Raw genomic sequence first — 24,047 nt, 5'->3', positions numbered from 1 at the left:
CAGCGCAAGTTGATATGTAGCAGAGCGCTATCAGGTTAGCGGCCAGCGTTTACCGGAATTTAACCCGCTCCCGACGGAATGCATGAATGCGTCGCATCTCAGCCCACGTTGAGCTGGCTTTTCAACAGGTCACGGAAGGTCTGGATCAACGGTTCGCGGCTGCGCCCGCGGCGAATGATCAGCGAGAACGGGGCCTGGTAACCAAAGGTCGACGGCGACAGTACACGCAAGTCACCTTTGTCGACCCAGGCCTGGGCGTAGTGTTCAGGCAAGTAGCCGATATAGGCCCCGGAAAGGATCAGGATCAGCTGCGCCTCCATGCTTTCAACCGTCGCCGCACTGTGCTTGAAGCCATGCCGGGCCAGTTCGGCCTGGCTCCAATAACCACGGCCGACCATGCGCTGCTGGGTCACCACCTGCTCGGGAATGCGCCGCTCGGCATACAACGGGTGGCGGCTGCTGCAGTACAGCCAGTGCTGTTCGCGGTACAACGGCTGGTAGAGCAAGCCGCTCATCCGCGAAGAAAACGCACCGATGGCCAAGTCCAGGCGGTTGTCCTGCACACCCAATTGCAGCTCGTAGGGGCTGGACACCGACAGGTGCAGGTGCACCGCCGGGTGCTCCTGGCTGTAGGCACCGATGGCTTCGGCCAGCGGCAAGGCGCGGTCACCGACCGTGGAGTCGATCACGCCAAGGTTGAGGGTGCCACGCAGTTCGCCCTTGAGGGCGGCGGCATACTGCTCGAAACCGTCCAGCTCGGCCAGCAGGCGCAGGGTTTCCTGATGGAACAGCTCGCCCTTGCTGGTCAGGCTGAAGCCACCCCGACCCCGGTGGCACAGCACGATACCCAACGCGCCCTCCAGCTGGCTCATGTAGGTACTGATGGCCGAGGTCGACAGGTTCAGCTCGCGCTGGGCGTTGGCAAAGCCCTGGTGGCGCACCACGCTGATGAAGATGCGCAGCAGTTTCAGGTCGGGCAAGGTCGAGGCCATGATGCAACGGTTCCACAAGGGTATGTGCGCGCAGTCTAACTGCTCTACCCGCCTTTAGTTCAGAAAATCCTGAACTAAGTATTTGTCGGTAGCGATTCTTCCCCGGTACTCCCTTGAGCAGACTTGGCCGAAATGTCCCTGCCCGCCGGCAAACCAAACGTGAATGGCGCGCGGCGGCACAGGTTCGAACAAACACAACAATCGACCGACTGATGAGGCCCACCGTGGACAAGACTCTCCACCAACCACTGGGCGGCAACGAAATGCCGCGTTTCGGCGGCATCGCCACCATGCTCCGCCTCCCCCACCTGCAAAGCGCCGAAGGCCTGGATGCTGCCTTCATTGGCGTACCGCTGGATATCGGTACCTCGCTACGCTCCGGCACCCGCTTCGGCCCGCGGCAGATCCGCGCCGAATCGGTGATGATCCGCCCGTACAACATGGCGACCGGTGCCGCCCCGTTCGACTCGCTGTCGGTCGCCGATATCGGCGATGTGGCAATCAACACCTTCAATCTGCTGGACGCCGTGCGCATCATCGAAGAAGCGTATGACGAGATCGTCGAGCACAACGTCATCCCCATGACCCTGGGGGGCGATCACACCATCACCCTGCCGATCCTGCGTGCGCTGCACAAGAAACACGGCAAGATCGGCCTGGTACACATCGATGCCCACGCCGACGTCAACGACCACATGTTCGGCGAGAAGATCGCCCACGGCACCACCTTCCGCCGTGCCGTGGAAGAAGGCCTGCTCGACTGTGACCGCGTGGTGCAGATCGGCCTGCGCGCCCAGGGCTACACCGCCGATGACTTCAACTGGAGCCGTCGCCAGGGCTTCCGCGTGGTCCAGGCCGAAGAGTGCTGGCACAAGTCACTGGAGCCACTAATGGCCGAAGTGCGGGAAAAAGTCGGCGGTGGCCCGGTTTACCTGTCTTTCGACATCGATGGCATCGACCCGGCCTGGGCGCCCGGTACCGGAACCCCGGAGATCGGCGGCTTGACCACCATCCAGGCGATGGAGATCATTCGCGGCTGCCACGGCCTGGACCTGATCGGCTGTGACCTTGTCGAAGTCTCCCCGCCTTACGACACCACCGGCAACACCTCGCTGCTCGGTGCCAACCTGCTGTTCGAGATGCTCTGCGTGCTACCTGGCGTGGTGCGTCGCTAATACCGCTCTACCCCGGCAGGAGCCATGAGGGAGGGCCACTGAGGCCCGCCAACACAAGAAAAGACCGCCGGGCGCCGTGCAAACGCCCGCGCGGTCGATCTCGCCATAATAAAGATAATCGGGAGACCCCCAATGGCCTTGGACATCATTGTTGTAATGATCTACACCGCCGGCATGCTCGGGCTTGGCTGGTATGGCATGCGCCGCGCGAAAACCCATGAAGACTACCTGGTAGCCGGGCGCAACCTCGGCCCGGTGCTGTACATGGGCACCATGGCCACCACCGTACTCGGTGGCGCTTCCACCGTCGGCACCGTGCGCCTGGGCTACGTCCACGGCATTTCCGGCTTCTGGCTGTGCGCAGCCCTGGGCCTGGGCATCATCGCCATCAACCTGTTCCTCGCCAAACCGCTGCTGCGCCTGCGCATCTTCACCGTGACCCAGGTACTGGAACAGCGCTACAACCCCACCGCACGCCAGGCCAGCGCCGTCATCATGCTGGCTTACGCGCTGATGATCGGGGTCACCTCGACCCTGGCCATGGCCACCGTCCTGCAGGTGCTGCTGGACCTGCCGTTCTGGGCTTCGCTGATGCTCGGCGGCGGCGTGGTAGTGCTGTACTCGACCATCGGCGGCATGTGGTCGCTGACCCTGACCGATATCGTCCAGTTCGTGATCAAGACCGTCGGCCTGATGTTCATCCTGCTGCCAGTGTGCCTGTACAAGGCCGGTGGTTGGGACACCCTGGTGGCCAAACTGCCAGCGGCCAGCTTCCAGCTGACTACCATTGGCTGGGACACCATCATCACTTACTTCCTGATCTACTTCTTCGGCATCCTCATCGGCCAGGACATCTGGCAGCGAGTGTTCACCGCCCGTGACGAAAAGGTCTGTCAGCGAGCCGGCACCACCGCCGGTGTGTATTGCGTGCTGTATGGCCTGGCCTGTGCGGCGATCGGCATGGCTGCGCATGTGCTGATGCCCGACCTGGCCAATCCGAACAACGCCTTTGCCGAGATGATCAAGACCACCCTGCCCGATGGCATCCGTGGCCTGCTGATGGCCGCGGCCCTGGCGGCCATGATGTCCACCGCCAGCGCCGGTCTGCTGGCTGCCTCGACCACCGTGACCGAAGACCTGCTGCCCAAGCTGCGTGGCGGCAAGCAGTCGAGCCTGGGCACCAGCCGCCTGTTCACCCTGCTCACCGGCCTGGTGGTGCTGGGCATCGCGCTGATGGTGAATGATGTGATCAACGCCCTGACCCTGGCTTACAACCTGCTGGTCGGCGGCATGCTGATCCCGCTGATCGGGGCGATCTTCTGGAAGCGTGCGACCACCGCAGGCGCGATTGCCAGCATGTCGCTGGGCTTTGCCACCGCCCTGCTGTTCATGTTCCTGGACGGGCTGGAGGCTAATACGCCGATCTACTACAGCCTGGCAGTAGGGCTGGTGAGCTTTGTGGGCGTGAGCCTGGTGTCGCGCAAGTCGGTGGCGGCGGTGAAGCTGGCCTGACTGCTGTACCGGCCCTTTCGTTTGTAGCAGGCTTGCACGCGCGAAAGGGCCAGTACACGCAATAGACAATCAGCAGACACAAAAAGGCCGCTGCACCCACTCGGGTGAAGCGGCCTTTGTCGTTAATCAGCGCCGACGCGGTTGACGTTTGCGCTGCTCTTCATCAGTCGGGATCGGCACCGGCTGCAAGGGTGGTGGAATCAGCCCCAAGGCGACGGCCAGGTCGTGGAGCCAGTTTGACAGTGGTTTATTCATAATGCCCCCTTGACGGGTCAGCCTCACGGCAAATCAATCCTGCGATGTTTCATACAGATCATAGCCCTATGTCCTGTATTACGCATGCCTCTGTTCCTACAGATAAGGGCGATTTTGACTCGGATCAAGCCGTGGCGGCGCATTCCGACGACTGGTTAATCGTTTCGCTTTGTTGCAGGTCGATCCATGCCTGCAGATTAGCCCCGCGCATACCCTGGCGCCACATCAGCCAGGTGACCGCCTGATCGAAAGGTGCCTGCAGCGGGTGCACCCTCACCCGATCACGTCCAGGCAGGCTGTCGAGCATCGACTGGGCCATCATCGCCACACCCGCACCCGCGATCACACAGGCCAGCATGCTCTGGTACGACTCGATCTCCATCACCCGCCCCATCGGCGTATGGGCATGGGCATACCAGGCCTCCAGGCGCATGCGGTACGAGCAGCCCTGGCGGAAGGTGAACACCGCCTTGCCCGCCACGTCCTTGGCGGTGAGGACCGCCGGGTGCTCGGGGCTGGTGATCAGTACCAGTTGCTCATCGCACAGCGGCACGCCATCCAACCCGGCAAGGCTCGGTGGCCCGTCCACAAGAGCAGCATCCAGGGAGTGGTTCAACAGCCCTTCAAGCAACTCGCCGCTGGGTGCTGCACGCACTTGCAGGTTCACCTGCGGGTAAGCCTGGTGATAGCGCGCCAGCAACGCCGGCAAGTGGGTCGCCGCCGTGCTGTACATGGTCCCCAGCACGAAGTCCCCAGCCGGCTGACCGCCACGCACGGCGCCCAGCGCTTCGTCGCGCAAGGCGGACATACGGTTGGCATAGTCCAGCAGCACCTTGCCTGCTGGCGACAGTTGCAGGCGCTGACGTTCGCGCAGGAACAGTTCGACGCCCAGCTGCTCCTCAAGTTGGCGCAGGCGCGTGGAGAGGTTTGATGGCACCCGGTGCAGGCGCTCTGCGGCGCGGGTAACCGAGCCTTCCTCGGCCACGGCCTGAAAGATACGCAGTTGGCTGAACTCCACAGCATTCTCCAAAACAGAACAACTTGATCATCATTATTCAATTTTATTGAAAATAAAAGCACCCTAACCTGCCAGCCATCACTTATATCCGCGCAGGAGACCTGTCATGTCGCCACTCATTCAACTGCTCGCCAGCGCCGTGGCGCTGATGATGGCCATGGGCATCGGCCGTTTCGCCCTCACCCCGCAACTGCCACAACTCATTGCCGAAGGCCAGCTCGACCTGACAGTCGCCGGGCTGGTCGCGGCGGCTAATTACCTGGGCTATTTCGTGGGTGCGGTGGACGCCATGTTCGCCCGCTCGCCAGGCCAGGTACGGCTGCGCCTGCACGGGGGGCTGTGGCTGTGTGTGCTGCTGACCCTGGCCTCATGGGCTGCCGACGGCTTTTGGGGCCACCTGCTGCTGCGCTTCGGCACAGGCGTGGCCAGCGCCTGGGTGCTGGTGATGATCACCAGCCTCAGCCAGCAAGTAGCCAATGCCCACAACCGCCAGCGCCTGGGAGCGCTGGTTTTCGCCGGACCCGGCCTGGGTATTGCCGTGACCGGGCTACTGGCACTGGCCGCGCATGTGCAGGGGTTGGGCTCGGCTGCACTGTGGCTGATCTATGCCGTGGCTGCCTTGGTGATGCTGCTGGCCGTGCAGCCGTGGTTGCCACGGGCACTGCAAGCGGCACCGGCTCGGCCGCCAGTGCGACAAGGCCCGACGCGCAGTGTCGGCACTGGCCGCCTGGGGTTGGTGTATGGCCTGTATGGCATGGGCTACATCCTGCCAGCCACCTTTCTGTCACAGATGGCCAATCAGCAGTTTCGCGGGCAGTGGCTGGCTGACCTGTTCTGGCCGGCGTTTGGCCTGGCGGCGGCGCTGGGCGTTTTGCTGGTGAGCGTAAGCCGTGGTGGCCGCACCTCGACCTGGTTGACCACCACCCTGTGGTTGCAAGGGCTGGGTGTGCTGGCCTGCCTGATGGGTGGAGGTATCGGGCTGGTGCTGGGTGTTGCGCTGTGTGGCGGGCCGTTCCTGGCCTGCATGCAACTGGTCATGCAGCGCTCGCGCGAGTTGGCGCCACATGCCACACAGCGCAATGCCGGGCTGCTGACCGCGTGCTTTGCCTTGGGGCAGTTGAGTGGGCCGCTGCTGGCGGCGCTCAGCAGCCATTACAGTGGCGGGCTGCAACCGGCATTGATGCTGGCGGCGGGCGGGTTGGCGGTGGCTGGCGTACTGGTCCAGTTGCCGGGTAACGCACAGCAGGGAAGCGCCTGTCAGGCCAAGGCTGCATCCTGAGTCGATGTAGCCTGCTCCGGCCGCCCGCGAAGGGGCCGGTACAGGCTATCCATCACCCTACCAACCGCCGCAATTGTTGTTTCACCCAAGGCTCGGCACTTACCAGGATCACACCCAGCAATACCATCAACGCGCCCACCACGAAATTCGCACTGAGCGGCTCATCCAGCAGCAAAACGCCAAAGGTCACCCCAAACAACGGAGTAATGAAGGAAAACACCGCGAGGTTCGACGCCAGGTATTTGCGCAGCAACCAGAACCAGGTGAGGTAGCTGATAAACGACACCACAATCCCCTGGAACAATACACTGCCCATCGCCAGCGGCGTCAGCGACACCGCGCCGATCTGCCCGCTGAGCAGGGCAATCAGCAGCAGCCCGGCAAAACCGACCGCCAGCTGATAGAACAGGGTCAAGGTCGCCGGCGCCTCCGATAGCCGTGAACAACGCACCACCACCGTGGTCGCGCCCCAGGCCAGCCCGGCGATCACGCCAAAGGCATCTCCCAGCAAGGTGCGGCTGTCCATGTGCTCGAACGAAGTGCCACCGGCAAAGGCCATGGCAATGCCGCCGAAGGCCAGCAGAATGCCCAGCCACTGCAGCAGCCGCAAGCGTTCACTGGGTAGACGAAAATGCAGGCCCAAGGCGGTAAATACCGGCGCGGTATAGAGGAACACCGACATGTGCGCCGCCGAGGTCAGTTTCAGCCCTTCGGCAATGAACAGAAACTCCACCCCGAACAGCCCGCCCGCCACCAACCCTGCGCGCCAGGTGCTGCCGACCTGCTCCCAGCCACCCCGCCAGCACAGCATCAGGCCTACCAGCACAGCGGCAATGCCATTGCGCAGTGCTGCCTGCATCACCGGGGCGATGTCGACGGCGGCGGTCTTGATCAGCACCTGCTGGCAGCCCCAGATCAGGCAAAGGCCCAGCATTACCTGGAAGGCAAAGGCGTCAGGGTTCTTGCGGACCGCGCTCATAAGCGGGCCTCTGGGGTGATCGTAGGCATGGGCAAGGCTCGGCAGCGTTCAGAAGCTACCGATTATCGGGTTTTGAACGCTGCACTTGCCAGCCTTAAAACGACCTCAAGCAATCTGAGCCTTTGCAGATACCTGTTCGAACGTCGTTTCGTCCAGCGCATCCTCCTGCTCATCCAGCACCTGGCGCGGGTGCTCGAAGCCGGGGATGCTGCTGTCGATCAGGCTCATCAAGCGCGAGCCGCGTTCGGTCAGGACGAAGTTTTCGCCATTGCCGCCGTCCTCTTCAGGCCGGCATTCAATGAATCCGCGCTCAAATAGCAGCTTTTCATACTCGCATGCACGGGTTTTCAGGTGATCCACGTCACCCACCGGCTCACCCTTGGCGGCCAGTGCAGCAGCATGCTGTTCGGCATAAGGGCGGGGTGTGAAGCTGTGACCGGCGCCGTTCTGCACTTCGTGCAGCAAGCGTTCGATCAGGTCCCAGTCGTAGGCGATGCTCATGGCTACGGGCTCCTGCTGTGGACGAAAGGGGTACACAGATTGGGACCTGCCAGGGTTGCCAAGCGTTCCGAAGCGCTTAGCGCTGGCGTTGTTGCGCTTGCATGTACTGGCGCAGCAACTGATTGATGCGGGTCTGGTAGCCGCTGCCCTGCTCCTTGAACCAGGCGAGGACATCTGAGTCCAGTCGAATGGTCACCGTCTGCTTGGCGGGAACGCGCAGCTCGGCCTGGCGGAAAAAGTCCTGGTCCAGTTCAGGGATATCTGATGTGTCGATATCCTTGTCGTCCTGTCGGGCCAGGCGGCTCCAGTCAGTTCTCGATGATTTGGTCATAGTACCTGGCCTCCCGTTTGGTGGCTTTTCTTGCAGAAATGATGCGTATCACCTCACCCCGCCTCTCCGTGTACACGACGACACCTATCAGCGCCTTTAGCCATCCCAGGCTGACCCAACGTTCTTCAGCACATTCCACATCCTCATCACGCCGGATCAGCATGGGATGGTTGAACATGTCAGGAACGTCGGCAAAGTCGATGCCGTGCTTGCGGATATTGCTCTGGTTTTTCCCTTCGTCCCATTCAAAGAACATGGGACGACCTGTATTTACAGCTGTACATACAATACCCCCTCTTTTCCTTCGAGACTAGAGCGATGTAGCGTGCTGCTCAACGGCGCTGGAGGGATACGGGAGCGTTTCAGAAACGGACTACCACCACCAAAGAAATCTTCCATCGGTCGCAAGCCCTGAACTTCCCTGCCCCCACAGCCCTCCACCGGGCATCACCACCGCCGGAGGTTGGAAGGATGAAACCGCTACTGCCCATAGCCTGTGCCACTGCCCTGCTCTGCGCCCTGCCCGCTTGGGCCTGCACACCTGAAGAAGCAACGCAGAAACGTGAGGAGCTGGCCGGGCTGGTCACTCAGTTGACCGAGCAGAACCCGCAAAAGGCCAAGGAGATCAATGATGAGCTTCAGGGGATGGATCTGGGGACGGCGAGCAAGGACTTGCCCGACAAATGTCAGCTGATCGACCAGCGGATCAAGGAGTTGAAGCAGGCAGAGAAAAAGGCGGAGTGATCGTTCGTCGCCTGCGCACGCCCTTCGCAGATGCGAACTTGCGTCGCTTCTGCAAAGGGCCTGCGTGAGTCTTATTCAGCAGCAGGCTTGCGCTTCTTCAGCGGTGCGAGGCCATCTGCACTGGCCAGAGGCGCGTTGGCCTTCGGCTTGGCAGTAGGCTTGCGCTTGGCGGCAGCTTTCTTGTCGCCGGTCTTCTTCTCGACCTTTTTCTTCTTGCTGCCGGCCGCCTTGCCCGAGGCCTTGACCTTCTTCGGCCCGTTGTAGGTGCCCTTCACTTCCTTGATGACCCGGCGCTCGAACTGCTGCTTGAGGTAGCGCTCGATGCTCGACATCAGGTTCCAGTCGTTGTGGGTGATCAACGAGATCGCCAGGCCTTCGCCACCGGCACGGCCGGTACGGCCCACACGGTGTACGTACTCGTCACCGCTGCGTGGCATGTCGAAGTTGATCACCAGGTCCAGGCCGTCGATATCCAGGCCACGGGCTGCCACGTCGGTCGCCACCAGCACTTTGGAGCTGCCCTGCTTGAAGCGCTCGATGGCCAGCTTGCGGTCCTTCTGGTCCTTTTCGCCATGCAGCACGAAAGCCTTCACGTCCTTGGCCACCAGGTGACCGTAGATGCGGTCGGCCATGGCGCGGGTGTTGGTGAAGATGATCGCCTTGTCGAAGGTTTCGTTGGCCAGCAACCACTGCGCGATCTGCTCTTTATGCTGGTCGTGGTCGGCGGTAATGATCTGCTGGCGGGTGCCTTCAGCCAGTTGCGAGACACTGTTGAGCATCAGGTGTTCAGGGTCTTTCAGCACCTTGCCGATGATGTCGCGCAGGGCCGCACCACCGGTGGTAGCCGAGAACAGCAAGGTCTGCTCGCGGTTCTCGCACTCTTTGCACAGGCGCTCCATGTCTTCGGCAAAGCCCATGTCGAGCATGCGGTCGGCTTCGTCCAGGATCAGGACCTGCACGTGGGACAGGTCGAGGTTGCCGGCATTGAGCTGCTCGAGCAGGCGACCCGGGGTGCCGATCAGCACGTCGGGCACCTTGCGCAGCATGGCGGCCTGTTCCTTGAAGTCTTCGCCGCCAGTCACCAGGCCCGACTTGATGTAGGTGAACTGCGAGAACAGCTGCACCTGCTTGAGGGTTTGCTGGGCCAGCTCACGGGTCGGCAGCAGGATCAACGCGCGAATCTCGACACGCGGACCGCTGAGGTCGACCAGACGGTTGAGCAGTGGCAGTACGAAGGCCGCCGTCTTGCCGCTGCCGGTCTGCGCAGTCACACGCAGATCCCGCCCTTGCAGGGCCAGGGGGATGGCCGCGGCCTGCACCGGGGTTGGCTCGACAAATTTAAGCTCGGCCACGGCTTTAAGCAGGCGTTCATGCAGGGCGAATTGGGAGAACACGGAGGTAACCTCAGACAAGTGCGGGAAATTCAGTTGCATAGGGTAACGTTTTCTGCAGCCTTAGCCGAATTTCTTTTGGCAACTTTGTCGCTATCCGCGCTCTAATACGGCTTCGTTTCGCAACAAGACTGTATGCAAGCCCATGGATATCCAACGAATCTGGCGTGACTCCCTCGACCTGTGGGGCACCCTCGACCAACATCCTATGCTGCACGCTGCCATCGGTCTGGCAGTACTGCTGCTCATCTCCCTGGCAGTCGGCCGCCTGGCGCGCTTCCTGATACTGCACGGCGCGCGCCTGCTGGCCCGCCAGCCTGCACTGAAGTGGCTGGACGACCTGCGCCACAACAAGGTGTTCCACCGCCTGGCACAAACGACCCCGTCCCTGGTGCTGCAGTTCGGCCTGAAGCTGGTGCCTGAGCTGTCCGACACCGCTCAGCACTTCCTTGGCAATGTCGCCCTGGCCTTCACCCTGTTGTTCATGACCATGGCGCTGTCATGCCTGCTGGATGCCCTGCTCGACATCTATGCCCGCACCGAACACGCCCGCACCCGCTCGATCAAGGGCTACGTGCAACTGGCCAAGATGATGTTGTGGATCTTCGCCTCGATCATCATCGTCGCCACCCTGATCGACCGCTCGCCGCTGTTGCTGCTGTCCGGCCTGGGTGCGATGTCGGCGGTATTGCTGTTGGTGTACAAGGACACCCTGCTGTCATTCGTCGCCAGCGTGCAACTGACCAGCAACGACATGCTGCATGTCGGGGACTGGATCGAAATGCCGCAGGTAGGCGCCGATGGCGACGTGGTGGACATCACCTTGCACACGGTGAAAGTGCAGAACTTCGACAAGACCCTCGTTTCCATCCCCACCTGGCGCCTGATGAGCGAGTCATTCCGCAATTACCGCGGCATGCAGCAGTCCGGTGGCCGGCGCATCAAGCGCAGCCTGTTCATCGACGCCGCCGGCGTGCGCTTCCTCACCCGCGAAGAAGAACAGCGCCTGAGCCAGGTGCAGCTACTGAGTGACTACCTGGCGGGCAAGCGCCAGGAACTGCAAAACTGGAACGAGGCGCTGGGGCCGGTGGCGGACCTGTCGGCCAACCGCCGCAAGCTGACCAACATCGGCACCTTCCGCGCGTTTGCCCTGGCCTATCTGAAGAACCATCCCAACGTGCACCCGAACATGACCTGCATGGTGCGGCAGATGCAGACCACCGCCGAAGGCGTGCCGCTGGAGATCTACTGCTTCACCACCACCACGGTGTGGGCGGATTACGAGCGCATCCAGGGGGACATCTTCGACTACCTGCTGGCGGTGTTGCCGGAGTTTGGCTTGAGCTTGTATCAGCAGCCCAGTGGCAATGACATGCGGGTGGGTTTGGCGGGGCGTTCAGCCCAAGAGCCATTGCCTCGTCGCCTGGAAGAAATGAGCGAGGCTTGAGATTGCCGGGGCTGCCTTGCAGCCCATTCGCGGGTGAACCCGCTCCTACAGGGACCTCACAGCATCAGCCGTGCTGCCACCCTGTGGGAGCGGGTTGACCCGCGAATGGGCCGGCAGCTACTCCGCATAACCCAGCAGGTACAACAACCCCGTCAAGGTCACCAGCGAGGGGGGACAACAGGATCGTCCGCGAAATCAACCCCGCCTCAAGGTTGGAATACTCCGCCAGCATGAACGGCCCGGTGCCGGTCGGCAGGTTGAATACCTTGTATGCCAGCACCCAAGTCAGCGCCGGCTGCCCCACCAGCTTCAAGCCCACCAGTGGCCACGAGCTGGCTTGCGCACCCCCACGCTTTCTGCCAGGAATGCACCCTGCAATACCGAGGCCGCACGGCGTGGTGGCCAGCACCAGCATGAACGTGCTTGCTTCAAGAAAATACCTCTCACCCCACTATATATCGATTTTTCTGATTCCTTAAATGTTCAATATCAAAAAAAACATCGAAATTTAAGATCAAAACCCAGATTAAACACCTATATACTGAATGCGCATCATTACTTGATGCATTCAATTATCATTCACATGGAGTGTTTATGAAAATCGACTATTCAAATCCCTTGTCTAAAGCTTTTACAACGGAGCACAAGGGGATGACGCTTGCCGACGCAAGCCCAAAGACCCTACTCAAGAAACTCAAATCTGCTCTTTTTAACCTTGCTAATCCGCCATGCTCCCCAGGTTGGGCTCATATCTGCGGTAGTGGTGGCTGGAATTGGTAAACAAGCTCTAAGCAGTTAGATTACCTGTAATCTCAAATTCACTGAATTTGAGTCAGAATACTGATCGGCTACAGTAGACCCCTTTCCAACTTGAAAGGGGTTTCATTGCTTCAAGGAAGAAGATATGACATTTTTATGGACGATCCAGCAGCCACCTCCCGCTGAGGCACCCGAATTCGTAATTGAAGCCTATAACAATATCAAGCCTTATTTAGAAACCTTTTTAACTGGGCCCCACCCTTATAGAAAGGGGGTAATGTGCCCGTTCATGCCAAAGGCTTTATTGTCGAATGAGATTTATTTTTCTTGCATTGAAAAGCGCCGATCAGATCAAGAAATTATCTCACTGATTGAGAATTGCATCACATTCTATAAGGCGCGAGCAAGAAAAACCCCGGGCGCCATTATAATTCTCTTCGAACCAGATCTAGATACTAGCCGCCTTCTTCGCATACACATCGAGGCGAAGCCGATTTGTATAAAAAGCGAGTTGATGATAGGCGCACTATACAAAGACAGCCCAGCTCCAAGCTTGCATTCCAATAGCTATTTCCCCCTTAGAACTACCACCCCCACGTTGGTGCTTAGAGATCTCACGTCCCAGGACTTATTATTTCTCAATCCTGATCACTATAACATCAAACAAAAGATAGGGTTTTTGGACTCATTCATAAATAAATTCAGCCCCCATGATGGCAAGGGCTTCACAGGCAAGCAGCTCGCTCAAGCAAAAGCTTTGAGGAACGCTTACGCAAAAACCAGAATGAAAAACACTGTAGCCTTAGTCATATTGAGCGCCTCGGTTGCTTTATGTACCTTGCTCGCATTAGGAATTAATTGAGCATGAAAGACAGAAGCTTTGTTCTTGCTATTTTTTTTGCTGTTGCACAGCAAACCCTACTTGCATTTTCCACGTACTTCATTGCCAAGGCCGGGACTACGCTAGCCGATGGTAATTTAACGCTGATTTTACGCTACATTTCTCTTTTTTTTGGATTTGCGCTTGCTGCGTATATTGTGAGCTCCATGTCTTCAATATATGTTACTAAAGCGGCAAACGCCATATGGCTTAACTACACGAAGTCTGTGCTACGTGAAGCCTCTAGTGACATGCGATACGCATCAGATAAAAACAAAAAAAGTCTAGCGCAGTGGATCAGCGGGGAGGCGTCTTCTACTATTACACATGCTTGTGGTTTTTACGTTGGGTTAATATCGACATGCCTGAATGTGATCATGACGCTAGCTGTGTTTTATTTCACGACCGGTTTAGAGATTACGATAGCCATTTCGATCTCACTTTTAATATCTGCCGCATTAGTGAGCATCTTAAAGAACAGAATCAAGCATACTGCCGGAAACATGCAGCGAAAGCGACTTGATGCGCTATTGTCCATTGAGCTCACTTGGGACTCAGCGACCTTAGGCAGCCGAAAAATGAAAGCAGATAGCTTTGAATCTTTAGAAAAAAAAGCGCGTTCGTATTTTGGCGAAGTAAATAGATACGTTTTACTAGAACAGTTCATTGCATGTTTGCCTATTGCTCTTGCAACCATTATTGTAGCCGCGACCATTCAGACTCCAAACATCATCACTGCCGCAAACATAGGCGCTTTGGTGGCAATGCTACCAAGAAGCTTGCAGGTATTCGGGAACATTCACTCCTTGAGCATTTATTTTAGTCAACTCCTCTTGGTTCGTACTAAAATGAGAAACCTTTACCGTTTCGCTTCCGAACTTGAAAAGCATGAAAACCTTTCCTCCATGAACTTGAGCAACATCAAGATTGAAGAATGCAACTCCTCTCAGAGCATTACGCCTTCCGAACTGTTAGACCAACTAAAAAACGGCTCAACAACAGTGGGTCGCTATCTACTTAGCGGAAATAACGGATCAGGAAAATCCTCCTACCTTAAACGAATTAAAGCTGCTGTACATGACGCTCTCCTGATGACGCCCGAGGCGCAATTTGTTAAGCTGGAAAACAATCTTTCCACGGGTGAGCGAAGATTGTTACAAATTGAGAAAGTTTTGTCCGCACCACCGCCAATCGTAATGCTAGACGAATGGGATGCCAACTTAGATTTAGATAACATTAGCCGCTTCAATGCTATTCTTGATTCGGCGGCAAAGAATATTGTGGTTATTGAGGCCAGGCATAGACGCTAAACTTCAGCTCCCATGGAGATTGCATCCAAAAACAAATGTGTAAAACCAGCACCCTTTTTTTCAGCGTGTTTACAGCGATGTTTCTACTGCTTCACCACCACGGTGTGGGCGGATTACGAACGGATCCAGGGGGATATCTTCGCTACCTGCTGGCGGTGTTGCCGGAGTTTGGCTTGAGCTTGTACCAGCAGCCCAGTGGCAATGACATGCGCGTGGGGTTGGCCGGGCGCACGGCGGCAGAGCCGATGCCGCGTCGCATTGAAGATATGAGCGAGGCTTGAGATTGCCGGGGCTGCCCTGCAGCCCCGGATCAAAGGGCGAGTCAGGCCTTGCCAGCCAGCGGCGCCTGTGCGCGCCCACCCAGGCGGCTCAGCCACACCGACGCCAGGATGATCCCCCCGCCGATGAACAGCCGCCCCAGCGGCTCGTGCTGGTTCCAGATCAACAGGTTCAGCAGCAGCCCCACCGGCACATGCAGGTTGTTCATCACCGCCAGCGTACCGCCAGAAACCAGGCATGCACCTTTGTTCCACCAGTACAGCCCCAGCGCCGTCGGACACAGCCCCAGGAACAACAGCACCAGCCATTGCACGTCAGTGCTCGGCAAGTGCTGGGTATTGCCGAACAGCAGGAAGGCCGGCAGCACCACCAGCAAGGCACCGAGGTAGAAGTAACCGAAGCGGGCGTAGTGTGGCAGGTCGCTGGGGTGGCGAGCGACCAGGTGACGATACAGCACCTGGCCGGCAGCGTAGGTGAAGTTGGCCAGTTGCAGCAGCAGGAAGCCGATGAAAAACTCGCCGCTGATGCTGTCGAAGCGGATCACGGCAGCACCGGCCACGGCGACCAGCGCGGCCACCAGCGCCCAAGCATTGAAGCGCCGGTTCAGGGCATCTTCGATCAAGGTCACGTGTAGCGGCGTGAGGATCGTGAACAGCAGCACCTCCGGTACGGTAAGCACGCGGAAGCTCAGGTACAGGCAGACATAGGTGATGCCGTACTGCAGCGCGCCAATCAGCAGCATGGAACGCATGAAGCGTGGCTCGACCTGGCGCCAGCGGGTCAGCGGAAGGAACACCAGGCCGGCCAGCAGCACCCTGGCGAGCACTGCGAAATAGCTGTCGACGTGCCCGGCCAGGTACTCGCCGATCAGGCTGAAGGAAAACGCCTGGATCAGCGCGACGATTATCAGGTAGCCCATGGTTGCCTCTCGTGAATCAAGGCGGCGACCTTAGCGGGTTGCGGCGAAGAAGTTCAACCATGAGGAATGTAGGGGCTGTACCGGCCTCTTCGCGGGCACGCCCGCTCCCACAGGGACCTGCATATCTTCCGGCGAGCGAATAGGCCGGCACTGACCACCAAAAAACCCCAGGCATAAAAAAGCCCGGCCATACAAGCCGGGCAGGTACACCCAAAGGAGCAAAAACAGGTGTCAGGTTTGGGAATTCGTGAAGCCTCAGGCCACCGCTGCCAGCTTGGCCTTGGCCTGGTTGACGCCCTTCTCGTGGAACTCGCCGCTCATGTTCAGGCCTTCGGCATGGATGAAGTCGACATCGTGGATGCCGATGAAAGCCATGACCTGGCGCAGGTACGGTTCCTGATGGTCACTGCTGGCACCCGCATGGATGCCGCCGCGGGCAGTCAGGACGATGGCGCGCTTGCCAGTCAGCAGGCCTTGCGGGCCGGTCGGGGTGTATTTGAAGGTGATGCCGGCACGCAGCACATGGTCCAGCCAGGCTTTCAGGGTGCTGGGGATGGTGAAGTTGTACATGGGCGCAGCCATCACCAGTACGTCGGCAGCCAGCAATTCATCCGTCAGCTCGTTAGAACGGGCCAGGGCCTCCAGTTCGGCGGCGCTGCGCTGTTCTTCGGGTTTCATCCAGCCACCCAGCAGGTTCGCGTCCAGGTGGGGAACCGGGCTTACTGCCAGGTCGCGCACAGTGATCTGATCGGCCGGGTGAGCGGCCTGCCATTGCTGAATGAAGTCCTTGGTCAGCTGACGGGAAACGGAATCCTGCTGGCGGGCGCTGCTTTCGATGATCAGTACGCGGGACATGGGGGGGTGCCTCCATCGGCAAAAAAGGGTGCGATTCGATGGAGGTGAGATTAAGGCTTGACCTATCGATAAAAAAGCGTAAAAAGTGGGTCCAATCTATCGATTAATCCGTTTATTCCGCACTGCAGTTCAAGGCGATCCGCAGTTTGATGATTTGCCGATTGAATTTGGCAGTGACATCGACGCTTTTACCTGCCGGTACGTTCACACGGCGTACCCGCGGTGCCTCCGGGCCATTGCGGAAGGTCACCTTGCATGCAGCCGGGACCTGCCCATAGTTGTTGAGGGTGATGGCGCCAATGTCATAGGCCGTGTCATAGGCGGTGTAGTCGAGCTTGACCCCGGTCAGCTCCTTCTCCACATCGATGGGATAAGCCATGGCCCCGAGGGGCAGGCACATCAGTATTGCCGCACAACATTTCTTCATGGGCCGCTCTCCTTGAAAGAGCGCAGCTTAGGACAACAGGAGCGAAAGATGAAAGCGCCGCGCGTAACCCTTGACCAGTGGCGAACCCTGCAAGCAGTGGTCGATCACGGCGGGTTTGCCCAGGCCGCCGAGGCCTTGCACCGCTCGCAGTCATCGGTCAGCTACACCGTGGCCCGCATGCAGGAGCAACTGGGCGTCCCGCTGTTGCGCATCGATGGCCGCAAGGCGGTGCTGACCGAGGCCGGCAATGTGCTGCTGCGCCGCTCGCGCCACCTGGTCAAGCAGGCCAGCCAGCTCGAAGACCTGGCCCACCACATGGAACAGGGCTGGGAAGCCGAGGTGCGCCTGGTGGTCGATGCCGCCTACCCCAGCGCCCGTCTGGTACGCGCGCTGGCTGCATTCATGCCACAAAGCCGCGGCTGCCGGGTACGCCTGCGTGAAGAAGTGCTGTCTGGCGTGGAGGAAGTGATGCACGAAGGCATCGCCGACCTGGCCATCAGCAGCTACAGCATCGGCGGCTACCTGGGCGCCGAATTGAGCGCAGTGGAGTTCATCGCCGTCGCCCACCCCGAGCACAGCCTGCACCGCCTGGGACGCGAACTGACCTTCCAGGACCTGGAAAGCCAGCTGCAGGTGGTGATCCGCGACTCTGGCCGCGCCCAACCGCGCGACGTCGGCTGGCTGGGCGCCGAGCAGCGCTGGACCGTCGGCAGCTTGGGCACCGCCGCCACCTTCGTCAGCAGCGGCCTGGGTTTTGCCTGGCTGCCCCGTCACATGATCGAGCGCGAACTGCGCGAAGGCGTGCTCAAGCCATTGCCGCTGGATCAGGGTGGCAGCCGCCATCCACTGTTCTACCTTTATTCGAGCAAAGAGAAGACCCTGGGCCCGGCCACGCAGATTCTCATCGACCTGCTGCGCAATTTCGACACCGCGCCACTGGACGTGCCCTTCGCAGCCCCCCCACAAGCCTGAGAGGACCGCGCCCATGGCCTATTTCGAACACGAAGGATGCACGCTGCATTACGAGGAATATGGCCAGGGCGAACCCCTGGTGTTGCTGCACGGCCTGGGCTCCAGCTGCCAGGATTGGGAGTTGCAGGTGCCGCTGTTCAGCCGCCACTACCGGGTGATACTCATGGACATCCGCGGCCACGGTCGCTCCGACAAACCCGCTGACGGTTACCAGATCGCCACCTTCAGTGCCGACCTGCTGGCCCTGCTCGAACACTTGCACACAGGCCCGGTGCACTTCGTCGGCTTGTCCATGGGCGGCATGGTCGGCTTCCAGTTTGCCGTCGACCACCCTCAATGGTTGCGCAGCCTGTGCATCGTCAACAGCGCCCCCGAGGTCAAGCGTCGCACCCGCAGTGACTGGCTATGGTGGTTCAAGCGCTGGAGCCTGGCGCGTGTGCTCAGTGTCGAAGCCGTCGGCAAGGGGCTGGCCGAGCGGCTGTTCCCCAAACCACAACAAGCAGACCTGCGGCAGAAGATGGCCCAGCGCTGGGCGCGCAATGACAAACGCGCCTACCTGAAAAGCTTCGACGCCATCGTCGACTGGGGCGTGCAGGAACGCATCGGGCAGATTCACTGTCCTACCCTGGTGATCGCCGCCGACCACGATTACACGCCGATACAACTGAAACAGCGCTATGTCGCCCTCATACCCAACGCCAGGCTGGTCGTCGTCGACGATTCCCGGCACGCTACACCCCTCGATCAACCCGAGGTCTTCAACCAGACCCTGCTGCAGTTCCTCGCAGCCGCTTCCACCTCTCAAGGATCTTTGAGCCCATGCTGAAAAAACTCCTGCTCACCGCCTGCTCGGTCGCCTTTGCCACCAGTGTCATGGCGTCCGACAAGACCCCGCACGTCCTGCTGGACACCAGCTTCGGCCAGGTCGAAATCGAGCTGAACGCCGAGAAGGCACCGCTCAGTACCAAGAACTTCCTGGAGTACGTCGACAGCGGCTTCTACAACAACACCATCTTCCACCGCGTGATCCCGGGGTTCATGGTCCAGGGCGGTGGGTTCACTGACCAGATGGTGCAAAAAGATACCAAGGCCCCGATCAAGAACGAGGCCAGCAACGGCCTGCAGAACACCCGCGGCACCCTGTCGATGGCGCGCACGTCCAACCCGAACTCGGCCACCAGCCAGTTCTTCATCAACGTCGCCGACAACGACTTCCTCAACCCGGGCCGCGACGCCGGTTATGCCGTGTTCGGCAAAGTGACCAAGGGCATGGAGGTGGTCGACCAGATCGTCAACTCGCCGACCACGATCAAAAAAGGCATGCGCGACGTACCGGCCGATCCGGTCTATATCAAGTCCGCCAAACGTATCGACTGACCGCAGGCTTCACAAGGATGTGAAACCGCCTGAAGGTCGGACGAACAGGAGTGTTGTCGCCCATGCTGTACCGCCGTTTCGAAAGACTGATCGATATTTTCCGCGAGGCACCGAGCGAAGCCCCCCCGAGCACGGTGTGGCCGTTCTACCTGTATTACCTGCGCCAGGTGTGGCCCAGCTTCGTGGCCCTGCTGGTGGTCGGCCTGGTTGCCTCGCTGATCGAGGTGGCGATGTTCAGCTACCTCAGCCGCATCATCGACCTGGCCCAGGGTACGCCCAATGCCAACTTCTTCAGCGAGCACAGCGGCGAGCTGATCTGGATGCTGGTGGTGATTCTGCTGCTGCGGCCATTGTTCTTCGGCCTGCACGACCTGCTGGTGCACCAGACCATCAACCCCGGCATGACCAGCCTGATCCGCTGGCAAAACCATACCTATGTGCTCAAGCAGAGCCTGAACTTCTTTCAGAGCGACTTCGCCGGGCGTATTGCCCAGCGCATCATGCAGACCGGCAACTCGCTGCGCGATTCCGCCGTGCAGGCGGTGGACGCGCTATGGCATGTGCTGATCTACGCCATCACCTCGCTGGTGCTGTTCGCCGAGGCCGACTGGCGCCTGATGCTGCCGCTGCTGGCGTGGATCGTCAGCTACATTGCCGCGCTGTTCTACTTCGTGCCACGTGTCAAGGAGCGCTCGGTGGTGTCTTCGGACGCACGTTCCAAGCTGATGGGGCGTATCGTCGACGGCTACACCAACATCGCAACGCTGAAGCTGTTTGCCCATACCGACTACGAACAGCAGTATGCGCGTGAGGCAATCCGCGAGCAGACCGAGAAAACCCAGCTGGCCTCCCGGGTGATCACCAGCATGGACGTGGTCATCACCACCCTCAATGGCCTGCTGGTGGTTGCCACCACCGGCCTTGCCCTGTGGCTGTGGAGCCAATCGCTGATCACCGTGGGTGCCATCGCCCTGGCCACTGGCCTGGTGATCCGCATCGTCAACATGTCGGGCTGGATCATGTGGGTGGTCAACGGCATCTTCGAGAACATCGGCATGGTGCAGGACGGCCTGCAGACCATCGCCCAGCCGGTCACCGTCACCGACCTGCCCAATGCGCCGGCCCTGAAGGTCAGCCGCGGCGCGGTGCGTTTCGATGACGTCGACTTCCATTACGGCAAGGCCACCAATGTCATAGAAGGGCTCAACCTGGACATCCGCCCGGGCGAGAAAATCGGTTTGATTGGCCCGTCCGGGGCAGGCAAGTCGACCCTGGTCAACCTGCTGTTGCGCCTGTACGACGTGCAGGGTGGGCGCATCCTCATCGACGGCCAGGACATTGCCAAGGTGAGCCAGGCCAGCCTGCGTGCACAGATCGGCATGATCACGCAGGATACCTCGCTGCTGCACCGTTCGATCCGCGAAAACCTGCTGTACGGCCGCCCCGGTGCCAGCGATGCAGAACTGCACGAAGCTGTGCGCCGCGCGCGGGCTGACGAGTTCATCCCACAGCTTTCGGATGCCCAGGGCCGCACCGGTTTCGATGCCCATGTGGGCGAACGCGGGGTCAAGCTGTCGGGAGGCCAGCGCCAGCGTATCGCCATTGCACGGGTGCTGCTGAAGAACGCGCCGATCCTGATCATGGACGAGGCCACCTCGGCGCTGGATTCGGAAGTGGAAGCGGCGATCCAGGAAAGCCTGGAGACGCTGATGCAGGGCAAGACGGTAATCGCCATTGCCCACCGGCTTTCCACCATTGCCCGTATGGACCGGCTGGTGGTGCTGGACAAGGGGCGAATTGTCGAGAGTGGCAGCCACAGTGAGTTGCTGGAGCAGCAAGGGCTGTATGCCCGGTTGTGGCATCACCAGACCGGAGGCTTTGTCGGGGTCGATTGACACCTGTGCGGCCTTTTCGCGGGTAANGGGTTTACCCGCGAAAAGGCCGGCACAGGCAACACAGATCTCTCAGTCCCGGCGGTAGGGCAACATCCCCCGCGCCTCCTCGGCATACCCCTTGACCCCTTCCCGTTCCTGCAGCAGAAAATCCTCCACCGCCCGCCGCAACCCTGGGTGCAGCAGGTAATGCCACGACCGCGTCAACACCGGCTCGAACCCGCGTATCAATTTGTGCTCGCCCTGTGCCCCGGCATCGAAACGCTGGTAACCCTCGGCAATGGCAAAGTCCATGCCCTGGTAGAAACACGTCTCGAAATGCAGCCGGTCGAACTCATCCAGGCAGCCCCAGTAGCGGCCAAACAGGCTGTCGCCCCCCACCAGGCTCAAGGCCATGGCCACATCACGACCACCCTGGCGGGCCATCACCACGCGCACCGCCTCGGGCATGCGCTCGGCCAGCAGGCTGAAAAATTCGCGCGTCAGGTAGGGGGCACGACGGCGCACCGCATAGGTGTTGGCATAGCACAGAAAGACGAAGTCCCACTGTGCCTCGTCCAGTTCATCACCGCGGTACCAGCGGAAGTCGATACCCTGCCCCGCCACCTGCTCGCGCTCCTTGCGCATCTGCTTGCGCTTGCGCGAGCTGAGGCTGTCGAGAAAGTCCTGGAAGTCGCGATACCCCCGGTTTTGCCAGTGAAACTGGCAACCCAGGCGTTCCATCCACCCAGGCAGGCCCGCCAACTGCGCGTCCAGCGCCGGGTCGGTGAAGTTGATGTGCGCTCCGGACAGCCCACCCTTGCCCAGATACTCCGGCAGGGCCTGCAGCATCAACAAACCGTCAGCCGGATCGGCCGCCAGCAGCCGTGGGCCGCTGACCGGACTGAACGGCACAGCGCCAAGCAGTTTTGGGTAGTAGGCGATACCGGCCCGCTCACACGCATCGGCCCAACCATGATCGAACACATACTCGCCAAACGAGTGCCACTTGCGGTACGCGGGCAACAGCGCCCGTACCTGTCCGTCACGCTCCAGCACCAGGTGCTCGGCGGCCCAGCCAGTGTTGCGCGCCACGCTGCCGCTGTCCTCCATTGCACTGAGAAAAGCATGGCGCAGGAAGGGTTGGCCGGCTGGCACAAGGGCATCCCAGGTGGCCGTCGGCAGATCACGCAAGTGGGCAAGGCTGTACAGGCTGGTCACGTTTTCGGCTCGCTGTCTGAAGACCGTCAGTATCCCCAAGGAAGGCCCGTCGCTCAAATGACGAACGCCGGGTGGGTCCTTTAATACTCAATTACTTAACAACAGTGCCACTAATCAGACATTAATCTGTCATTGGCCCCCGCAATACTTGCGCCTGTTTTCCGGAACCCTAGAACCTGTCTATTCAGGCCCTTTCCGAAGACATGCCAACGCAGGGGCAGGCGCTTGAGCCTCCCCCATTTTTTTCAGTAGGGAGAACCTTATGCGTCTTGTTTCCACACTTACCGGAGTAAGCCTCACCGGCATGATGCTGGCTCTGAGTGCCCCGGCCAGTGCTGCTGTCGACGCCAAGCTGCTCGAAATGCTCCGCGCCAATGGCTCGATCAACCAGGCGCAGTACAACGAACTGCAGGGCGACCTGGCAAAAGAAACCAAGGAAAAGGCCGACCAGAAAGCTCAGTCCGAACGTATGAGCTCCTTTGAACAAAAAGTGGCATGGGCCGCCAAGACCCAGATCAAGGGTGACGTGCGCCTGCGTTACGAAGACGTCAACGTCGACGATCCGAACAGCAGCAGCGGCAACCAGGACCGCCAGCGAGTACGTGCCCGTGTCGGCTTCTACAGCGAGATCAACCCGCAGGTTGACGCTGGGGTTCGTATCGCCACTGGCAGCAGCGCTGACCGACGTTCGACCAACCAGAGCTTCGACAACTACTTCGACAAGAAGTCGCTGTGGGTCGACCTGGCCTACCTCGACTGGCACCCGACTGCAGTCCCTAACCTGCACCTGATTGGCGGCAAGATGCAACAGCCTTGGGTGAGCATGGGCGACATCATCTGGGATAGCGACATCAACCCGGAAGGTGTGGCGGCCACTTACAAGGCTGACCTGGGCGGGGCCGAAGTGTTTGCCAGCGCCGGTCAGTACACCTTGAAGGACAACGTCGATGGTGACGGCGTCCAGTACAAGCACGATGCACAGGTCTACCACGGCCAGTTGGGCGCCAAGTTCGCGCCGGCCGACGTGCTCAAGCTCACCGTGGGTGCCAGCATCTATGGTTACGACAACGACAAGGAAGCCGCCATCCTGCAGTCGTTCGGCAACACCACCAACGAGTTCAATCTGGTGGAAGGCTTTGGCCAGATCGACTTCACTGGCTTGGCCATTCCGTTGTCGGCCTATGGCCAGTACGTGAAGAACACCGACAGCACCGACGGCGAAGATCAGGCCTGGCTGGCTGGCCTGAAAACCAAAATGGGTGCCTGGAGCCTGGACTACAACTACCGCGATGTGCAGCGTAACGCGGTGGTCAGCCTGTTCACCGATTCGGACTTCGGCAACGGCTACACCGGTTCGCGCGGTCATAAGTTCAAGGTCGGTTACGAGATCGACAAGAACTTCTCCCTGGGTGCTGCCTACCTGATGGCCAAGACCGACCTGTCGCAGCTGCCGAACAGCAATGCTGACGTCGACACCCTGCAGGTAGACCTGGAAGCCAAGTTCTAAGCAACACCCTGCTCTGCTTCACTTGAAGCGGGAAACGCCGACCCCA

At 59.9% G+C, this 24,047-nt stretch carries 25 protein-coding genes and 1 pseudogene; 14 read left to right on the top strand and 12 right to left on the bottom strand.

All coding sequences use genetic code 11. The features are described 5' to 3' along the window. Nucleotides 1-98: 98 nt before the first annotated feature. Entirely contained in the window at nucleotides 99-992 is an 894-nt protein-coding gene (locus ACTJJN_RS15205; RefSeq protein ID WP_003254585.1) for a LysR family transcriptional regulator, read from the bottom strand. A 224-nt stretch (nucleotides 993-1,216) separates the two neighbouring features. Between ACTJJN_RS15205 and speB the strand changes: the two genes are divergently transcribed. Both speB and ACTJJN_RS15195 read left to right on the top strand, forming a co-directional pair. Beyond that, a complete protein-coding gene (gene speB, locus ACTJJN_RS15200) occupies nucleotides 1,217-2,167 on the top strand; it encodes an agmatinase (protein ID WP_003254586.1) in 951 nt (316 codons plus the stop codon). 132 nt (nucleotides 2,168-2,299) lie between these two features. Beyond that, the gene (locus tag ACTJJN_RS15195) at nucleotides 2,300-3,679 is read left to right on the top strand and encodes a sodium:solute symporter (RefSeq protein ID WP_012051556.1); all 1,380 of its coding nucleotides are present in this window, start codon (nucleotides 2,300-2,302) and stop codon (nucleotides 3,677-3,679) included. Between the two features lie 126 nt (nucleotides 3,680-3,805). Here ACTJJN_RS15195 and ACTJJN_RS15190 read toward each other — a convergent pair whose 3' ends face one another. Together ACTJJN_RS15190 and ptrR are read right to left on the bottom strand one after the other, a co-directional pair. Continuing rightward, nucleotides 3,806-3,934, bottom strand: a complete 129-nt coding sequence (locus tag ACTJJN_RS15190; RefSeq protein ID WP_009683677.1) for a PA1414 family protein — start codon at nucleotides 3,932-3,934, stop codon at nucleotides 3,806-3,808. A gap of 124 nt (nucleotides 3,935-4,058) precedes the next feature. After that, on the bottom strand, nucleotides 4,059-4,952 hold the full coding sequence (ptrR, locus tag ACTJJN_RS15185; RefSeq protein ID WP_003254589.1) for a putrescine utilization regulator PtrR: 894 nt from the start codon (nucleotides 4,950-4,952) through the stop codon (nucleotides 4,059-4,061). A 106-nt stretch (nucleotides 4,953-5,058) separates the two neighbouring features. On the opposite strand from ptrR, the gene ACTJJN_RS15180 reads away from it, so the two are divergent. Further along, complete coding sequence (locus ACTJJN_RS15180; RefSeq protein WP_014755721.1) at nucleotides 5,059-6,231, top strand: MFS transporter; 1,173 nt, start codon at nucleotides 5,059-5,061, stop codon at nucleotides 6,229-6,231. Nucleotides 6,232-6,283: 52 nt separating this feature from the next. On the opposite strand, the gene ACTJJN_RS15175 is transcribed toward ACTJJN_RS15180, so the two are convergent. From ACTJJN_RS15175 to ACTJJN_RS15160, 4 genes are all read right to left on the bottom strand, one after another. Then, complete coding sequence (locus tag ACTJJN_RS15175; protein WP_014755720.1) at nucleotides 6,284-7,210, bottom strand: DMT family transporter; 927 nt, start codon at nucleotides 7,208-7,210, stop codon at nucleotides 6,284-6,286. 105 nt (nucleotides 7,211-7,315) lie between these two features. Next, nucleotides 7,316-7,711, bottom strand: a complete 396-nt coding sequence (locus ACTJJN_RS15170) for a hypothetical protein (RefSeq protein WP_003254595.1) — start codon at nucleotides 7,709-7,711, stop codon at nucleotides 7,316-7,318. A gap of 76 nt (nucleotides 7,712-7,787) precedes the next feature. Further along, nucleotides 7,788-8,042 (bottom strand): BrnA antitoxin family protein, encoded by a 255-nt coding sequence (locus tag ACTJJN_RS15165; protein ID WP_004576871.1) that lies wholly within the window; start codon nucleotides 8,040-8,042, stop codon nucleotides 7,788-7,790. Further along, on the bottom strand, nucleotides 8,020-8,298 hold the full coding sequence (locus ACTJJN_RS15160) for a BrnT family toxin (RefSeq protein WP_010955211.1): 279 nt from the start codon (nucleotides 8,296-8,298) through the stop codon (nucleotides 8,020-8,022). Before ACTJJN_RS15160 ends, ACTJJN_RS15165 begins: the two co-directional genes overlap by 23 nt. Nucleotides 8,299-8,513: 215 nt before the next feature. On the opposite strand from ACTJJN_RS15160, the gene ACTJJN_RS15155 reads away from it, so the two are divergent. Further along, nucleotides 8,514-8,786 (top strand): hypothetical protein, encoded by a 273-nt coding sequence (locus ACTJJN_RS15155; RefSeq protein ID WP_012051554.1) that lies wholly within the window; start codon nucleotides 8,514-8,516, stop codon nucleotides 8,784-8,786. Between the two features lie 71 nt (nucleotides 8,787-8,857). On the opposite strand, the gene ACTJJN_RS15150 is transcribed toward ACTJJN_RS15155, so the two are convergent. After that, entirely contained in the window at nucleotides 8,858-10,219 is a 1,362-nt protein-coding gene (locus ACTJJN_RS15150) for a DEAD/DEAH box helicase (protein WP_012051553.1), read from the bottom strand. Between the two features lie 103 nt (nucleotides 10,220-10,322). Between ACTJJN_RS15150 and ACTJJN_RS15145 the strand changes: the two genes are divergently transcribed. The 5 genes and pseudogenes from ACTJJN_RS15145 to ACTJJN_RS15125 all read left to right on the top strand — a co-directional run. Beyond that, a complete protein-coding gene (locus ACTJJN_RS15145) occupies nucleotides 10,323-11,624 on the top strand; it encodes a mechanosensitive ion channel family protein (RefSeq protein ID WP_041167298.1) in 1,302 nt (433 codons plus the stop codon). A gap of 594 nt (nucleotides 11,625-12,218) precedes the next feature. Next, nucleotides 12,219-12,404, top strand: coding sequence for a hypothetical protein (locus ACTJJN_RS15140; RefSeq protein ID WP_139139796.1), 186 nt, complete (start codon nucleotides 12,219-12,221; stop codon nucleotides 12,402-12,404). A 124-nt stretch (nucleotides 12,405-12,528) separates the two neighbouring features. After that, nucleotides 12,529-13,245 carry a DUF6875 domain-containing protein gene (locus ACTJJN_RS15135; protein WP_041167296.1) on the top strand — a complete coding sequence of 239 codons (717 nt, stop codon included), beginning with the start codon at nucleotides 12,529-12,531 and terminating at the stop codon, nucleotides 13,243-13,245. 2 nt (nucleotides 13,246-13,247) lie between these two features. Beyond that, nucleotides 13,248-14,573 carry an ATP-binding cassette domain-containing protein gene (locus ACTJJN_RS15130; RefSeq protein ID WP_014755714.1) on the top strand — a complete coding sequence of 442 codons (1,326 nt, stop codon included), beginning with the start codon at nucleotides 13,248-13,250 and terminating at the stop codon, nucleotides 14,571-14,573. An 84-nt stretch (nucleotides 14,574-14,657) separates the two neighbouring features. Continuing rightward, nucleotides 14,658-14,854: pseudogene (locus ACTJJN_RS15125) on the top strand (mechanosensitive ion channel family protein); the annotation flags it as partial. A 41-nt stretch (nucleotides 14,855-14,895) separates the two neighbouring features. On the opposite strand, the gene ACTJJN_RS15120 reads toward ACTJJN_RS15125, so the two are convergent. The 3 genes from ACTJJN_RS15120 to ACTJJN_RS15110 all read right to left on the bottom strand — a co-directional run bounded on the left by ACTJJN_RS15120 (nucleotide 14,896) and on the right by ACTJJN_RS15110 (nucleotide 17,053). Continuing rightward, nucleotides 14,896-15,771: a carboxylate/amino acid/amine transporter gene (locus tag ACTJJN_RS15120; RefSeq protein WP_003254607.1), complete on the bottom strand. Its 876-nt coding sequence runs from the start codon at nucleotides 15,769-15,771 to the stop codon at nucleotides 14,896-14,898. Nucleotides 15,772-16,026: 255 nt separating this feature from the next. Continuing rightward, the gene (locus ACTJJN_RS15115; protein WP_003254608.1) at nucleotides 16,027-16,626 is read right to left on the bottom strand and encodes an FMN-dependent NADH-azoreductase; all 600 of its coding nucleotides are present in this window, start codon (nucleotides 16,624-16,626) and stop codon (nucleotides 16,027-16,029) included. A 112-nt stretch (nucleotides 16,627-16,738) separates the two neighbouring features. Continuing rightward, nucleotides 16,739-17,053 carry a hypothetical protein gene (locus ACTJJN_RS15110; protein WP_012051530.1) on the bottom strand — a complete coding sequence of 105 codons (315 nt, stop codon included), beginning with the start codon at nucleotides 17,051-17,053 and terminating at the stop codon, nucleotides 16,739-16,741. A 48-nt stretch (nucleotides 17,054-17,101) separates the two neighbouring features. Between ACTJJN_RS15110 and ACTJJN_RS15105 the strand changes: the two genes are divergently transcribed. From ACTJJN_RS15105 to ACTJJN_RS15090, 4 genes are all read left to right on the top strand, one after another. Next, on the top strand, nucleotides 17,102-18,025 hold the full coding sequence (locus ACTJJN_RS15105) for a LysR family transcriptional regulator (protein ID WP_003254610.1): 924 nt from the start codon (nucleotides 17,102-17,104) through the stop codon (nucleotides 18,023-18,025). Between the two features lie 13 nt (nucleotides 18,026-18,038). Beyond that, nucleotides 18,039-18,851 carry an alpha/beta fold hydrolase gene (locus ACTJJN_RS15100; protein WP_012051529.1) on the top strand — a complete coding sequence of 271 codons (813 nt, stop codon included), beginning with the start codon at nucleotides 18,039-18,041 and terminating at the stop codon, nucleotides 18,849-18,851. Further along, a complete protein-coding gene (locus ACTJJN_RS15095) occupies nucleotides 18,845-19,402 on the top strand; it encodes a peptidylprolyl isomerase (protein WP_003254612.1) in 558 nt (185 codons plus the stop codon). The genes ACTJJN_RS15100 and ACTJJN_RS15095 overlap by 7 nt, the downstream gene beginning before the upstream one ends. 62 nt (nucleotides 19,403-19,464) lie before the next feature. Then, nucleotides 19,465-21,297, top strand: a complete 1,833-nt coding sequence (locus ACTJJN_RS15090) for an ABC transporter ATP-binding protein (protein WP_012051527.1) — start codon at nucleotides 19,465-19,467, stop codon at nucleotides 21,295-21,297. 69 nt (nucleotides 21,298-21,366) lie between these two features. Here ACTJJN_RS15090 and ACTJJN_RS15085 read toward each other — a convergent pair whose 3' ends face one another. Then, nucleotides 21,367-22,494 carry a GNAT family N-acetyltransferase gene (locus tag ACTJJN_RS15085; RefSeq protein WP_003254614.1) on the bottom strand — a complete coding sequence of 376 codons (1,128 nt, stop codon included), beginning with the start codon at nucleotides 22,492-22,494 and terminating at the stop codon, nucleotides 21,367-21,369. A 262-nt stretch (nucleotides 22,495-22,756) separates the two neighbouring features. Between ACTJJN_RS15085 and ACTJJN_RS15080 the strand changes: the two genes are divergently transcribed. Further along, nucleotides 22,757-24,001, top strand: coding sequence for a putative porin (locus ACTJJN_RS15080; protein WP_003254615.1), 1,245 nt, complete (start codon nucleotides 22,757-22,759; stop codon nucleotides 23,999-24,001). Nucleotides 24,002-24,047: the final 46 nt, after the last annotated feature.

This window comes from Pseudomonas sp. 22515, from assembly GCF_052044625.1.
GTDB classification, from domain to species: domain Bacteria; phylum Pseudomonadota; class Gammaproteobacteria; order Pseudomonadales; family Pseudomonadaceae; genus Aquipseudomonas; species Aquipseudomonas alloputida.
This window is presented reverse-complemented; position numbering and strand designations above follow the sequence as displayed.